Origin of the sequence: Paractinoplanes tereljensis (assembly GCF_016862435.1) — a bacterium.
In the GTDB taxonomy this organism is placed as follows: domain Bacteria; phylum Actinomycetota; class Actinomycetes; order Mycobacteriales; family Micromonosporaceae; genus Actinoplanes; species Actinoplanes tereljensis.
Map to the genome: position 1 here is coordinate 143,385 of NZ_BOMY01000031.1, position 13,906 is coordinate 157,290.

General features: G+C 69.0%; 14 protein-coding genes. 5 read left to right on the top strand and 9 right to left on the bottom strand.

Annotated elements, in window-relative coordinates; translation table 11 throughout:
* Positions 1-222: 222 nt before the first annotated feature.
* Positions 223-582, bottom strand: a complete 360-nt coding sequence (locus Ate02nite_RS22265; protein WP_203808559.1) for a hypothetical protein — start codon at positions 580-582, stop codon at positions 223-225.
* 244 nt (positions 583-826) lie between these two features.
* Positions 827-1,459, bottom strand: coding sequence for a DUF5317 family protein (locus Ate02nite_RS22270; protein WP_203808561.1), 633 nt, complete (start codon positions 1,457-1,459; stop codon positions 827-829).
* 301 nt (positions 1,460-1,760) lie between these two features.
* On the opposite strand from Ate02nite_RS22270, the gene Ate02nite_RS22275 reads away from it, so the two are divergent.
* Positions 1,761-2,951: an MFS transporter gene (locus Ate02nite_RS22275; protein ID WP_203808563.1), complete on the top strand. Its 1,191-nt coding sequence runs from the start codon at positions 1,761-1,763 to the stop codon at positions 2,949-2,951.
* A 123-nt stretch (positions 2,952-3,074) separates the two neighbouring features.
* On the opposite strand, the gene Ate02nite_RS22280 is transcribed toward Ate02nite_RS22275, so the two are convergent.
* From Ate02nite_RS22280 to Ate02nite_RS22290, 3 genes are all read right to left on the bottom strand, one after another.
* A complete protein-coding gene (locus Ate02nite_RS22280) occupies positions 3,075-4,421 on the bottom strand; it encodes a M78 family metallopeptidase domain-containing protein (RefSeq protein WP_203808565.1) in 1,347 nt (448 codons plus the stop codon).
* Between the two features lie 634 nt (positions 4,422-5,055).
* Positions 5,056-5,559, bottom strand: coding sequence for a GNAT family N-acetyltransferase (locus Ate02nite_RS22285; RefSeq protein ID WP_203808567.1), 504 nt, complete (start codon positions 5,557-5,559; stop codon positions 5,056-5,058).
* A gap of 9 nt (positions 5,560-5,568) precedes the next feature.
* Complete coding sequence (locus Ate02nite_RS22290) at positions 5,569-6,438, bottom strand: LysR family transcriptional regulator (protein WP_203808729.1); 870 nt, start codon at positions 6,436-6,438, stop codon at positions 5,569-5,571.
* A 101-nt stretch (positions 6,439-6,539) separates the two neighbouring features.
* On the opposite strand from Ate02nite_RS22290, the gene Ate02nite_RS22295 reads away from it, so the two are divergent.
* Complete coding sequence (locus Ate02nite_RS22295; protein ID WP_203808569.1) at positions 6,540-7,262, top strand: SDR family oxidoreductase; 723 nt, start codon at positions 6,540-6,542, stop codon at positions 7,260-7,262.
* Position 7,263: 1 nt separating this feature from the next.
* Here Ate02nite_RS22295 and Ate02nite_RS22300 read toward each other — a convergent pair whose 3' ends face one another.
* Genes Ate02nite_RS22300 through Ate02nite_RS22315 form a run of 4 tightly spaced genes read right to left on the bottom strand, consistent with a single transcriptional unit; the run spans position 7,264 to position 10,540 of the window.
* Positions 7,264-7,905, bottom strand: a complete 642-nt coding sequence (locus tag Ate02nite_RS22300; protein ID WP_203808571.1) for a response regulator transcription factor — start codon at positions 7,903-7,905, stop codon at positions 7,264-7,266.
* Entirely contained in the window at positions 7,902-9,032 is a 1,131-nt protein-coding gene (locus Ate02nite_RS22305; protein WP_203808573.1) for a sensor histidine kinase, read from the bottom strand. The genes Ate02nite_RS22300 and Ate02nite_RS22305 overlap by 4 nt, the downstream gene beginning before the upstream one ends.
* A gap of 4 nt (positions 9,033-9,036) precedes the next feature.
* A complete protein-coding gene (locus Ate02nite_RS22310; RefSeq protein WP_203808575.1) occupies positions 9,037-9,519 on the bottom strand; it encodes a hypothetical protein in 483 nt (160 codons plus the stop codon).
* Positions 9,520-9,571: 52 nt separating this feature from the next.
* Positions 9,572-10,540 (bottom strand): sugar-binding transcriptional regulator, encoded by a 969-nt coding sequence (locus tag Ate02nite_RS22315; RefSeq protein ID WP_203808577.1) that lies wholly within the window; start codon positions 10,538-10,540, stop codon positions 9,572-9,574.
* Between the two features lie 144 nt (positions 10,541-10,684).
* On the opposite strand from Ate02nite_RS22315, the gene Ate02nite_RS22320 reads away from it, so the two are divergent.
* The 3 genes from Ate02nite_RS22320 to Ate02nite_RS22330 are packed head-to-tail and all read left to right on the top strand — an operon-like array spanning position 10,685 to position 13,898.
* On the top strand, positions 10,685-11,320 hold the full coding sequence (locus Ate02nite_RS22320; RefSeq protein ID WP_203808579.1) for a DUF2291 family protein: 636 nt from the start codon (positions 10,685-10,687) through the stop codon (positions 11,318-11,320).
* On the top strand, positions 11,317-12,822 hold the full coding sequence (locus Ate02nite_RS22325; RefSeq protein WP_203808581.1) for a sugar ABC transporter ATP-binding protein: 1,506 nt from the start codon (positions 11,317-11,319) through the stop codon (positions 12,820-12,822). Before Ate02nite_RS22320 ends, Ate02nite_RS22325 begins: the two co-directional genes overlap by 4 nt.
* Positions 12,819-13,898, top strand: a complete 1,080-nt coding sequence (locus Ate02nite_RS22330; RefSeq protein ID WP_203808583.1) for an ABC transporter permease — start codon at positions 12,819-12,821, stop codon at positions 13,896-13,898. The genes Ate02nite_RS22325 and Ate02nite_RS22330 overlap by 4 nt, the downstream gene beginning before the upstream one ends.
* Positions 13,899-13,906 lie beyond the last annotated feature (8 nt).

The window sequence follows — 13,906 nt, forward strand, 5'->3', positions numbered from 1 at the left end:
GTCACCGCCGATGCTCGGCGCGCTCCGCGAAAAGCAGCACCAACCACGGGTGGTACGACGGGTGGGATTACCTGCGGCGGGCGAGCAGGTACGCCTGGGGGCAGGATTGGCCTTCGCCCGGCGGCCGGTTGGCCTGGAAGACCGTGGTGAAGCCGGCGCCGGTGGCGTGCTGTTCCATCTCCGCGGCCGCCCGCCGAGATGGGCCATCTTCTATTAACCGGTTCAGGCGGCCTGGTCGGCCGACCAGTAGGTCGTGGCCGATGAGTGCCGGCCGAGGTGTCCGTCGAACAGGGTGCAATCGTTGTCGTTGCGGCTCTGGGTGCCGGGTGCCTGCTGGGCCGGGCACCAGGTGTACGGGTTGATCTCGGAGGCGCTGAGCGTCCACTGCAGCCACCACATGGTGGCTTCCACCTGCTGGCCGAGCGCGGCGTGCGAGCCTTCGTGGCCGTGTTCGAGTTCGCAGCCCAGCTCGGACTGCAGACTCGGCGCCGCGCTCGGGAGGCCGTCGAAGAAGGCCAGCTGGGACGCGTCGAGCGTGATGCGGGCGGGACAGGTCGTCAGTTCTTCGGTATCAATCGACATGCATCCATGTATTCCCTCGTTGGGCCGCCGCACACGTACTAACTGAACCGGTTCTGTTGGCGGCTCAGCCGCCGTGGTTGTAGGGGGCGCCGACGGTGTACAGCAGCAGCGCGAGCGTGGCCAATGTAGTCAGGGCGTAGGTGAAGCGGCGCATGGGATCAGCCTCCTTGCCAGTGCGGAGCGCCGGCCGTGTAGAGCAGCAGCGCGAAAGCGGCCAGGGTCAGAGCGAGGTGCAGGGTGCCGGTCATGGGATCAGCCGCCCTGCTCGTGCGGAGCGCCGATCGTGTAGAGCAGCAGCGCCAGGGTGGCCAGGGTGCAGAGCGCCAGGAACAGCCGGCGCCGGGACAGCGTCATGCGGTCTCCGCTCGGGTCGGCGCATCGCGAGCAGGACGAACGCGCAGGCGCCGCCGCCGATCAGGATGTCGCCGGGACTGATGAGGGCGTGCAGCGGTGCGAGCGGGATCGTGTCGCCGAGGATGGCGGCCCGGGTCTGCTCGTTCGCCGCGACGTTCTTGGGTGTTTCGCCGGTGGCGGCCCCGGCGTCGTACGGCATCCGGCCGTTGAGCGCGATGGGCAGCCCGTTGAGCAGCGCGCCGAGCACGATCAGCAGGCCGGCGACCCGGAGTGCCACCGGCCGGCGCGGCAGGTTGACGGCCAGCCAGGCCAGCACCGCGCCGAACACGACGACGAGGGTTACCGGGCCGTGCAGAATCGGCACCCGGTATTGGGCGAATTGGGCGGCCGCGGCGAGCCAGACGAGCCACAGCGCCTTGACCTCAATGGTGCGCAGGCCGCCCAGGCGACCGCCGGAAAGGTATCCGAGTGCCACCCCCGCGAGCGGCGGGGCGGCCATGAGAATCGCAAATCGATAAGACATGGCAGCCATTTCCGCGATTGGCTCGGCCGCGCCCCGGTGACGGGGCGCAGCCTGCCTGTCCGCAGAAGGGTTGGCCTAGCGGGTCGGGCCCGCCCAGGTGCGGGTGGGTCCGGCCCAGGTGCGCTCGTTCTTGATCATTTCATCCCCCGATGAGAAGTGGTCGGAATTGCGATGAGCACGACCATAGACCCGGCCGGCCGCGATCCGAAACAGCAATTGGTGGTCGCGAACCCGACACCGCTTTCCGGTCGATCCGGGGGGATCATGTCTTTGCGGGAAACTGCAATAACGGGGGCTATTCATGACTACCGCATTCCATCGTTTCTGGGCGGCCCGGCTGATTTCGTACGCCGGTGACCAGATCGCCCGTACCGCCTTGCTGGTCGCGGTCTTCGACCGGTACGGCGGCGTCGCCGTCGGCTGGTTCCTGCTCGCCGCCACCGTGCCGCGGCTGTTCGGCCCGGCGCTCGGCGCGCTCGCCGATCGCTTCGACCAGCGGCGCATCATCGTGACCTGCGACCTGACCCAGGCCCTGCTCTACACGGCGATCGCCCTGCTCAGCCCGTCGCTGCCGGTGCTGCTCGGGCTGGTCGCGGCCGCCTCGGTCGCCGCCACCACGTTCACCCCGGCCGGCCGCAGCCTGCTGCCCGAGCTGGTCGAGCCGGAGCGGCTCGGCGTGGCCAACGCGCGCCTCGCGGTCGGCGTCAACATCGGTTTCGCGGCCGGCCCGGCCCTGGGCGGCCTGTTGCTGGCCACCGCCGGCCTGACCCCGACGCTGCTGCTCGACGTCGCGACGTTCGGCGTCTCGGCGGCACTCGTGGCCGGGCTGCGGCCGCTGTCCCGGCGGGGTCCCTCGGCCCGCGAGCCGCTGTCGGCGGTGCTGCGCGACGGCCTCGGCGTGGTCCGCGGCAACCTGGTCGTCCGGGCGGTGGCCTGCGGTTTCCTGGTGCTTGTCACGTTCGCGGCGCTGGACAACGTCGCCGTCGTGCCGCTCGTGCGGGACAGCCTCGGCGCCGGCCCGGTCGCGGTCGGCCTGCTCACCTCCGCCTACGGCGTCGGCATGGTCGCCGGCCCGCTGCTGATCGCCCGCGGCGCCGACCGCCTGCGAATAGACCTGATTCTGTACGCGTCACTGCTGATCATCGGCGCCGGAACGATCCTGACCGGCCTGAGCTGGGCGGTCGCGATCGCGGTGGCGGGCCAGGCCGTCGCCGGTGCGGGCGCCGGCTGGCACAACGTCGCCGCCGACACCCTGGTGCAGCGGCACGTGCCGCCCGCCTGCCTGGGCACGGTCTTCGGAACGATCTACCTTTTCCCGTACGCCGCGGAAGCCCTCGCCTACCTGGCCGGCGCCGCCCTGCTCGGCGCGGTCGGCAGCCGCTGGCTGTTCGTCATCGCCGGCCTGGGCGCAGCCGCAACCCTCGCGGTGGTCGGCCCGCTGCTCTCCCGCGCGCTCACCCCGGCCCGACGTGATCTCGTCGCGGTTGGCTAGAGGTCTAGTGTCGAAATGACGACCGGGCAGCGAAGAGTACCTTCCAACCGCCGCCTAAACGAACCGGGCTGGTCAGCGCTGTGTCCTCCGTCGAGACGGTTCATAGGCGCGGACTCACCGCAGCTACCACGTTGGGATCAGTTGGTTCTCGATTTGATGCTGGACCAAGAGAGTCGACACTCGAAAGTGCCCAGCTAGTTCAACGAGCGCAGAATCCTCCAAGCCGCTATGCACACCATCATCGACCAGCCTTGAGGCTATGCCTTGCGCTGGCGCGAGAACCTCAGCGGCGAAAGCCCGTTCCGTCTTCTGGCGATCCGTATATGCAGAAGTCACCAGGAAAGTCGGGGTGTTGCGCCATAGGACATGCCACAGCGCTCTCGCAAGAACGAACCGCTTGGAAGAATCTGGTTGGCGGTGACTCACGACCAGTAGGGGTAGGCCGCCGTCCTTCAACTGACCCAGGGCGTGAATCCCAAGAGTATTCGTTGGCCTGGTCACGTCCGTCAGGAGGCGTTCGATTTCGAATGTCTGCTCATGACCCAGACCCATCGAATTCCTAACTAGCTGCGCTTGAGCCCAGCCCAACTCCCAGGGACGCAAGCCATTCCACTTCGGGGATGGGCGCGCCAGCGATTTAAGCTCCGCAACGTCTCCGCTGGGACGGGACGTCAAATTATCGATTTCGCCCTTGACGGCCGAAACCCAGCTAAGCGTAGCTGCAATCTTGTCAGGATCAACAACATCTAGGAAGTCACCCAGGAGATCAGGATCGGAGAGTTGGTCCGAGGTCCTCACGATATCATCGGAATACTTAAGCGCCTCAGAGTACGGGTCGAGACCGAGCCTGGCTGCGGCCAAGCAAAAGTCGGCTTCATCCGTATCTGCACCCTGAATACTCGCCCACTCGGTGGCCAGGGGTGTTTCGCCAACTCCCTGTTCGCGAAGTCTATCTATTACTGACTCAACGAAGTTGGCGAGGCGTTGCGTCAGCAAACCGCCGTCGATAGAGACATTCCCGCTTGTCAGGAAACGGACCGGGCGCTCTTCAGCAACGCTACCCCTGTCCGCAGCCCAAATAATTCTTGCGGTATCCCCTTCAGGCATGATGAATAAGTCGGGCCAAAGGAATCCATCACCTACACCTCTCAGCCCGTGCCGCGCCCTGTACCTCTCGCCATAGCCGCTCCACAGCGCATCATAACGAGCAGGCAATCGAGACAATGCCGTCGCCGGCCGAGAGTCTGCCTTCAGGAACCACCAGTTGTACGCCACCCACTCGGCGAGAGGGTACAGAGAAGTGAAGATCGACCTGCGGGAACTTCCCGACTCTCTGTCTTCCACCAACGTGACACAGTCTGAGCCGGCGACGATGCTCAGGTGAGCCCACGTTGCCTTAAGCTCTGGCGCCCTAACTTCGGGAGCGGAAAGCCATTCCCATCTAATCTGAAGGTCCGCATCCCCGCTCATGAGAGCCCCTCCGGCAATTCGTCTACCGTCAGCGGATAGCCCTTGTAGTGACCCTGCGCTTGATTCACGAGCCTGCCCTCATACACAACATCGCCCTGCCGATGCCATACGTACCGAGGGTAGTCGCCTTCCCACGGGGCGCCGATGGCGCCGGCAGCCATCGCTTCACGAAGCCACCCTGTCAGTTCATCGGCGTCAGCGAGCTTCGGATCACACTTGCTCGCGTCCGCACGTGGTTTGGGCGGTCCGGCAAAAGACGGGTAAGTCTTGTGCTCGCAACTACCGACGTACCGCACCGTCGCAGCAAGGCTTTGAAGGTCTGTGCCCTCCGGCGGCACACAACGAGTTCGCCTGAGGGGCCTGTGGCGGCGGGGAGCGCGCATGAGTTGAGTATCCGTCACAGGCAAGGATCGGCGCGATCCGCCTGCCACTACGTAGCTTGGAGTCGCTGGTTGCCTCTCTGCGCCCGACCAGGCAGAAGACACAGTTTAGGCCGAAGGAGTAGGCCTAAACGAAATTTCGGAACAAATACATGATCTCTGAGAGCATGGGCGTGCATCGAAGCTGGGCGGGAGGCGACCGTCGATGATCTTGCAGCAGTGGTGCCTCCGTGACAGCATCACAAAAGGGGCACCTAAGTCAGCTCGTCCGCCAGCAGATCCATCAGCAGACCGTCGTGCCACGTCCCGTCCGGCCCGCGCTCGTACCGGCGCATGACGCCCACCGGGCGGAAGCCGGCCTTGGCGTAGCAGCGGATCGCGGCGTGATTGTCGGCGGCCGGGTCGATCACCAGGCGGTGGTGGCCGAGGTCGTCGATCAGGTGCCGGGCCACCGTGCGCACGGCGTCGGTGCCCAGCCCCCGGCCGTGCACGGCCGGATCGAGGTAGATGTCGATGCCGGCGTGCCGGTAGTCGGGATCGTCCTCCTCGCTGAACTGCACGGCGCCGACGACCCGGTCCTCGAACAGGATGACCAGCACCTGGGTCTCGGAATCGGCGAGCTCGTCGGCGACGGCGGAGGCCAGGTCGTCGCCGCCACCCCACCGCTGGTAGACCTCGGGCGCCGAGCGGATCACGGCCAGGGCCGCAACGTCGTCCGGAGTGGCCGGTCGGAGGCGCACCAGCGTGCCTGGTTCCATTCCGGCAACCTATAGCCGGGCGCCCGTGCGAACCAGGCCGGCGGCCGTGCGAACCAGGCCGGCGACCGCCCGCGACCGGCTGTGCGCCGCCCAGGCCAGCACGGTGGTGACGTGCGGCGCGTCGGTCAGCGGCACCGCGACGTGCGAACTCCACAGCCACGACCGGGACGAGGCGCAGATGACCGCCGAGGTGTGCCCGAGCGCGATCAGCTGGGCCAGCTGCGACAGGTCGTGGATCTCCGGGCCGGGCCCGGGTTCGTAAATGCCGTCCTGCCGGGGCCAGCGCGCGACCGGAAGGTCCGGCACGGCGGCGATGTCCGCCATGGTCAGCGACGTGCGGGCGGCGAGCGGGTGCCCGGCCGGCAGCACGGCGACCTGCTGCTCGGTCAGCAGGTCCTCAGTGTCGAACCCGGCCAGGGCGTCGAACGGCCGCTGCATCAGCGCCACATCGGCCCGGCCGTCACGCAGCATCCGCGCCTGGTCACCCATCCCGCACAGCAGAACCTCGATCTCGACCGCGCCGACCGCGCCGACCTCGGCGGTGTGCGCGTCGAGAAGCCTCTGCAGCAGCTCGTGATTCGCGCCGGCCTTGGTGGCGAGGACCAGCTTGGTCGTGGTGGACGCCGCCCGGCGGGTGCGGCGGGCGGCCGCGGCGGCACCGTCGAGGATCGCGCGGGCCTCGTCGAGCAGCACCTGACCGGCGCCGGTGAGCGCGACGCCGCGCCGGTCGCGTTCGAGCAGGGTGACGCCGAGCCGGCGCTCGAGCTGCTGGATCGCCCGGGACAGCGGCGGCTGGGCGATGCCGAGACGCTCGGCCGCCCGGCTGAAATGCAGCTCCTCGGCGACCGCGACGAAGTATCTGAGCTCGCGGGTCTCCAGCGTGTCCACGGTCCGACGATACTGCGGTGATACCGGCTCGGTATGACGGCCGACCGAGACGGTGTAAGGACACCGCCGGGCGGCGAGCCAGCATCGGCGTCATGAGCGACACGAAGACCGCGCTGGTGACCGGCGCGAACAAGGGACTCGGCTACGAGATCGCGGCCGGACTGGCCGCCCGGGGTTACCGGGTGGCGATCGGAGCCCGGGACCGCGCCCGGGGCGAGGCGGCCGTGAAGACGCTGCGGGCGGCCGGGGCCGACGCGTTCGCGGTCGCACTGGACGTCACCGACGACCGGAGCGTCGCCGAGGCCGCCGGCCGGCTCGACCGCCTCGACGTCCTGGTCAACAACGCCGGTATCTCCGGCGAGATGGGACCGGGCTGGGTGCAGGACCCGACCACCCTCGACCTGGACGTGGTGCGCCGGGTGGTGGACACCAACGTCTACGGCGTGATCCGGGTGACAAACGCGATGCTGCCGCTGCTGCGTCGCTCCCCGTCCCCGCGCATCGTCAACATCTCCAGCAGCGTCGGCTCGCTCACCTGGCAGGCCGACCCGGCCATCGAGGTAGGCCCGATCATGGCGGCCTACTCACCCACGAAGTCCTACCTGAACGCCATCACCGTGCACTACGCCCGCCAGCTCACCGGCACCGGCATCCTGATCAACGCCGCCTGCCCCGGCCTGGTCGCCACGGACTTCACCGGCGGCCAGGGCCGCCCGGTCCAGGAAGCGGCCGCCACCCCGATCCGCCTGGCCACCCTCCCCGACAACGGCCCCACCGGCACCTTCGTCAACGACGACGGAACCATCCCCTGGTGAGCTAATCGGAGCGGCCCATGGCGATCGCGGCGGCGTGGGCGCGGTCGCGGGCGCCGAGCTTGGCGAAGATCGCGTTGATGTAGCTCTTCACCGTGGCCACGCTCAGGAACAGGTCGGCGGCGATCTGGGCGTTGTTGTGGCCCAGGGTGATGGCTTCCAGCACGTCGGCCTCGCGGGCGGTCAGCGCCGGGAAACGCTCGCGCAGGCCGGGCTGGGGCGCGGGCGCGCTGGTGAAACCCTGGACCAGGCGGTCCGCGATCTCCTTGGCGAAGGTGGCTTGGCCGGACGCTACCGAGCGCACCGCGGCGGCCAGCTCGGCCCGGCCGGCGTCCTTGGTGAGGTAACCGCGGGCGCCGGCCCGCAGCGCCCCGGCCAGCGAGTCGTCGTCGGCGTACGTGGTCAGCACCAGCACCGCCGTGCCCGGCGTCTCGGCGGTGATCCGGGCGGTCGCGCCGGCTCCGTCCAGGTTGGGCATGCGCAGGTCCATCAGCACCACGTCGGGGTGCAGCTCGGCGGTCAGCCGCACGGCCTCGACCCCGTCGGCCGCCGCGCCGACGACCTCGACCCCCTCGGTCAGGTCGAGCAGGGTGACCAGGCCGTCCCGCACGGTCGCCTGGTCGTCGGCGACAAGCACTCGGATCATGAGCCCATCTTCCCGGGCACCCGAAGAACAACATCAAAGGCCGCCCCTGCGCGTACGTCCATAGCGCCCCCAACCTCAACAATCCGCTCCCGCATCCCCGCCAGACCGTGCCCCCCACCAGGTGAAACGTGGCCCGGAGCGTCGCCGGTGGGGGTCGAGGCGGTGATGGTCAGCAGGTTGTCGTCCCAGTCCAGGTCCAGCGTGGTGGGGGCGCCGGGGGCGTGCCGGCGGGCGTTGGTCAGCAGCTCCTGGACCGCTCGGTGCACGGCCGTGCGGGCGGCGGGGGAGAGCGCACCCCGGTCGGCGTCGCCGCGCACGGCGATCTGGCCGCCCAGCGAGCGGTGGGTGGCGGCCAGGGCGGCGACGATCGCGGAGAGCGGCTCGTCCGGTTCGCGCAGGGCGGTGACCGCGCGGCGGGCCTCGTCCAGGCCGGAGACCGCCAGCTTGCGGGCCGCCTGCACCCGGTCGCGGGCCTCGGCCGGGCGGTCCGACTCCAGCAGGGCGTCGACCGCCTCCAGCTGGATCACCAGGCCGCCCAGCGAGTGGGCGAGCACGTCGTGCAGGTCGCGGGCGATCCGGGAACGTTCGGTCAGGGCGGCGAGTTGGGCTCGCTCCTGCTCGACAAGCACCTTCTCCTCCAACAGGGCCCGGGACTGCTCCTCGGAGAGCCGGTACTGGCGGCGGGACAGGCCGCCCATCACGCCGAAGAGCAGCAGCGACACCACGCCGATGATGGCGCCGCGCGGTTCCGGGTCGATCAGCTGGCTGACCCCGATCAGGACCACTGAGCCGGTCGCGGCGCCGGCGCCGACCCGGAGCGGGATGGTCGGCGTGCCGGTCAGGACCAGCAGGGCGACCAGGGCGGGGACGAAGGCCACCACGTCGGTGGAGGCTCCGGCCAGCGAGCCGCCCGCGATCATGCCTAGGTAAACGACTGCTCTACGGCGTACCCAGGGCTCCGGCAGAAAGATCGAAACCAGCCAGAGGGACCAGGCCGCCCAGGCCGCGACCGAGATCGGCGCCGGCGCGTCGCGCAGCGACCGCTGGGCCAGATCGAGGCCGACCAGGACGATGCCGATCAGGTTGAGCGTCGCCGCCCAGGCACGCCGGGCCGGAATGAGAAACACGAGGCTATTTTCCGGCCATCGCGAGCGCGGCGTGGGGCTGGCGCGCCGAGATGACGAGCGCGCTGGTGGCCCGGTTGATCGCCAGGACCAGCAGGATGCTGCCGGTGGAGACGGCCAGGTCGGAGCCCATCCGGTGGCCGGCCACGTCGAGCACCACCCGGACCGCGATCAGGCCGATCCAGATCGCGACGCCGAGGCCGCCGGTGCGGCTCTCGACCAGGCGCGGGTCGGCGGGCGACGGGCGGAACCGGGTGATCCGGCCCATCAGGGCGCCGGAGACCACCGCCATCACGGCGGACAGGCCGAGGATCACCGCGTCGATCGGGTGGATCGTGGTGGCCTGGTGCGACAGCGAGACGACGCCGATGACGCCGAGGATGAGCGGCAGCTTGAACATCTGCGCCGGGTTCACCGGGCGCCAGGTGAGCTGCTTGGAGCAGATGTAGACGACGAGGGCGAGGCCGAGGAGCAGGTTGATCGAGGTCATGTATTGAGGATCGGATTTTCGGCGAGAAGCCGGTACCAACCCAGGGTGGTAATCAGACCAGGCTGCGGGCCACCTGTAGGTCGGTGATCAGCACGTTTACCCAGCCCCCGCGCAGGGCGGCCCGGATTGCGGTGGTCTTGCGGGTGCCGCCGGCGACCGCGACCCGGCGGGGGATCGCGCGCAGGGTGTCGGGGGCGATGCCGAGCACCCGGGCGTCGAAGGCCGACTCGACGTGCGTGCCGGTCTCGTCGAAGAAGCGCATGCACACGTCGCCGACCGCGCCGCCGCCGCGCAGGGCCGGCAGCTCGCTCTCGGCGAACGCGTTGCCGCTCTCCCGCAGCAGCGGCGACGGCTCGATGCTGCCCACCCCGACCAGGGCCATGGTCAGGCCCTGGTATGCCTGCAGCACCGGTTCGATGTTGGGGTCGGTGACGAACATCTGCCGCATGTCGCCGGAGGCCAGCAGGCCGGGCGCGGGCAGGTAGACGGCCTGGGCACCGGTCAGCGCGGCCAGCCGGCCGACGATCCGGGTCGCCTGGGTCTGCGCGGTCACGTTGCCGACGCCGCCGAGCATCTGCACCACCTGGTCGGCGACCGGGGTGGGCCGCGGGTGCATGGCCTCGACGGTGGCCAGGATGGTCGAGCTCCACGAGGAGACGCCGATCCGCTCGCCGCCCATCAGCGTGGTCTCCAGGTAGACCGCGGCGGCGGCGCCGAGCGCCCGCATGACGTGCGCCTCGTCGGCCTGGTCCTCGGTGTCGGCGACGATCACCTCGGTCAGTCCGTACGCCTGCTCGATCTGCTCCTCCAGCTCGGCGTAGACGCCGCGCGGGGCGATCACCGTGGTGCGCACGATGCCGAGGTCGACGGCCCGCTTGAGCAGCCGGGACACCCGCGGCTGGGAGATGTGCAGCTGCGCGGCGATCTGCGGCTGGCGCATGCCGCGCTCGTGGTACATCCGGGCGACCTTGGTGAGCAGCCGGATCTGATCGGTCGCCAACTCGGGCGTATAGCTGTCCACCTGCGGTCCTCCGTGCCTCGATCACGTGCAGCGACCAAGAATATCCATTCACCTGCGGATATCGAAAAATCAGCCCGTTGACAACGACGACATCCAGCGTTCACAGTAGGCGCATGGCCAGTCGCCCATGAATGGATATTCAGCATGAAGGTGATCCCCCGAGCGGCCGCCCTCGTCCTCGTGGCAGCCCTCGTCACCGGCTGCGCGAAGGTGCCGGGCGTTTATGTGTACGAGAAGGACGGTTCGGTCGCGGCCGGGCCGTCGGCGACCGATCCGAAGACGTATGTCGCGGACAACTGGGCCGCGAAGATCGTGCCGACCGTGCACGACAAGGCGGTCGACGTGACCGCGGTGGCCGCGGCGATCGCCAAGGACCCGGAGGCTGCGGGTAAGGAGTACGGCCATCAGTCCGGCACCGGCAGCCCGTTCGCCTACCTGGTCAAGGGCTCGGGGACGGTCACCGAGGTCGACAAGTCGGTGCCGACCGGGCCGATGACGGTGCAGGTCGGGGACCTGAAGGTGACCATCGCGACCGGGCCGGTGATCGCCGGCACCGCGCTGCGGGACGGGGTCGGTTTCATCGCGTTCGGCGACTTCACCAACCAGATCGATTACGCCGAGGTGGCCAACCAGATCAACAGCCGGGTCAAGGCCGACGTGATCGCCAAGGTCGACCTGGCCGCGGTCAAGGGCAAGAAGATCGACTTCTACGGCGCCTTCTCCGCACTCGCGCCCGGCACGATCTTCCTGGTCCCGACCGAGCTGACGGTGACGCCGTGACCGGGGTTCTGGAAGCAATAGACATCAGCAAGAACTACGGCGGCGTACGGGCGCTCAAGGACGTCACCTTCACCGCCCACCAGGGCAAGGTCAACGTGCTGGTCGGCGAGAACGGCGCCGGCAAGTCGACGCTCATGAAGATCCTCTCCGGCTCCGAGCAGCCCACCAGCGGCGAGATCCGGCTGGACGGCGAGCCGGTGGTCCTCGGCAGCCCGCGCGCCGCGCAGGCACTGGGCATCGGGATCATCCACCAGGAGTTGTCGCTCTTCCCGAACCTGTCGATCGCCGAGAACATGTTCGCCGGTCGCGAATTGCGGCGCGGCGGCCTGTTCGTGGACACCGCGGAGCAGCGCCGGCGCGCGGTGGAGGTTCTCGCCCGGCTTGGCCAAGGCCATCTCAGCTTGGACACGGCGGTGGGTGACTTTCCGATCGGCCAGCAGCAGTTGGTCGAGATCGGCCGGGCGCTGCTCGAGGACGTCCGCGTGCTGATCATGGACGAGCCCACCTCGGCGCTGTCCAACCACGAGGTCGACGTGCTGTTCGGGGTGATGGCCGACCTGCGCGCGCAGGACGTCACGGTCATCTACATCTCGCACAAGCTCGACGAGTTCCGCCGGATCGGCGACTGGGTCACCGTTTTCCGGGACGGCAGCCTGGTCGCGCACGAGTCGATGGACAAGACCGACACCGGCTGGATAGTCCGGCAGATGGTCGGCCGCGACCCCGACTCGCTCTACGTCCGCAACAGCTCCCCGGTCGGCGACCTGCTTCTGGAGGTACGGGAGCTGACCGCCCCCGGCTTCCACGACGTCTCGCTCAGCGTCCGGGCGGGCGAGGTGGTCGGCATCTACGGCCTGATGGGGGCCGGCCGCACTGAGCTCATGGAATGCCTGATGGGCATGCGTAAGGCGGAGGCCGGCTCGGTCGCCGTGCGGGGAAAGCCGGAAACCCGCGGGACGGTGCAGGCCCGGATGGCCGCCGGCCTGGCCCTGGTTCCGGAGGACCGGCAGCGTGACGGCCTGGTGCAGACCATGTCCGTCCGCGACAACATCCTGCTCGCCACCGTGGCCCGCTTCACCCGCGCCGGGCTTCTCTCCGGCGGTGCCGAGCAGAGGACCGCCGACGCCAAGGTGCGCGAACTGGCCATCAAGAGCCCCGGCCTGGCCGCCGCCGTGACCTCGCTGTCCGGTGGCAACCAGCAGAAGGTGGTGCTGGCCCGGGCCCTGCTCACCGAACCGGTCGTGCTGCTGCTCGACGAGCCCACCCGGGGCATCGACGTCGGCGCCAAGTCGCAGATCGCCGCGCTGATGGCCGACCTCGCCGCGCAGGGCTTCGGCGTGCTGTTCATCTCGTCCGAGCTGGCCGAGGTGATGGCGATGGCCGACCGGGTGCTGGTGATGGCCCGGGGCCGGATCACCGCCGAGTTCACCGCGCAGAACGTCACCGAGGAGGCCCTCGTCACCGCCTCCGCTTCCGAGAGTGTCCTGGAGGGCCAGCAATGACCGACACCCACGTCGCGGCGCCGGCAAAGACCGCTGCCCCACCACCGGACGCCCCGCGGAACCAAGCTCTCGCGAAGGCCGCGTTGCTGTTGCTCCGTGGCCGTACCCTCGTGGTCCTCGTCCTTTTGATCGTGATTTTCTCGGCCATCTCGGGCGAGTACCTGACGCAGAGCAACCTGATCCTGATGACCAAGCACGTGGCCATCAACGCGATCCTGGCCATCGGCGTCACGTTCGTCATCCTCACCGGCGGTATCGATCTGTCGGTCGGCTCGATCGCCGGGCTGGCCAGCATGGTTTCCGGCGGGCTGCTGTTCAAGGGGCTGAACTTCCCGGGCGGCACGGTCTTCTTCTCGGTGGCCGTGGTCATCCTGATCGGCATCGTGGTGGGCGCGCTGGTCGGCGCGGTCAACGGCGTACTGATCACCCGGTTCAAGGTGGCGCCGTTCATCGCCACCCTCGGCATGCTGTACGTCGCTCGCGGCCTGGCCCAGCTGCACAGCAACGGCGGTACCTACCCGGATCTGGCCGGAACGGACGCCCGGGGCAACACCGGCTTCCACTTCATCGGGGTGGACAGCCTGCTCGGCATCCCGGTCGCGGTCTGGATCATGGTGCTGGTCGCGGTCGCGGCCATCGTGGTCACCACCAAGACGCCCTTCGGGCGCCGGATCTTCGCGGTGGGCGGCAACGAACGCGCCGCGGTTCTCTCCGGCATCCGGGTCAATCGGGTCAAGATCGCGGTGTACGTCATTTCGGGTGCCTGCGCCGCCCTGGCCGGCCTGCTTCTCACCTCGGAGCTGGGCGCCGCCTACCCGGACACCGCCACCACGTACGAGCTGAACGCGATCGCCGCGGCGGTCCTCGGCGGCACCGCCCTGGCCGGTGGCCGCGGCACCATCATCGGCACCGTCATGGGTGCCTTCGTCATCGGCTTCCTCAGCGACGGCCTGGTCCTGGTGGGGGTCTCCACCTTCTGGCAGTCGGTCGTCAAGGGCGCCGTCATCGTCTTCGCCGTCATCACCGAGCAGGCGCAGCAGCGCCTGCAGTCAGGTCTCACCAAGCGCACGGCCTGAAAGGGATC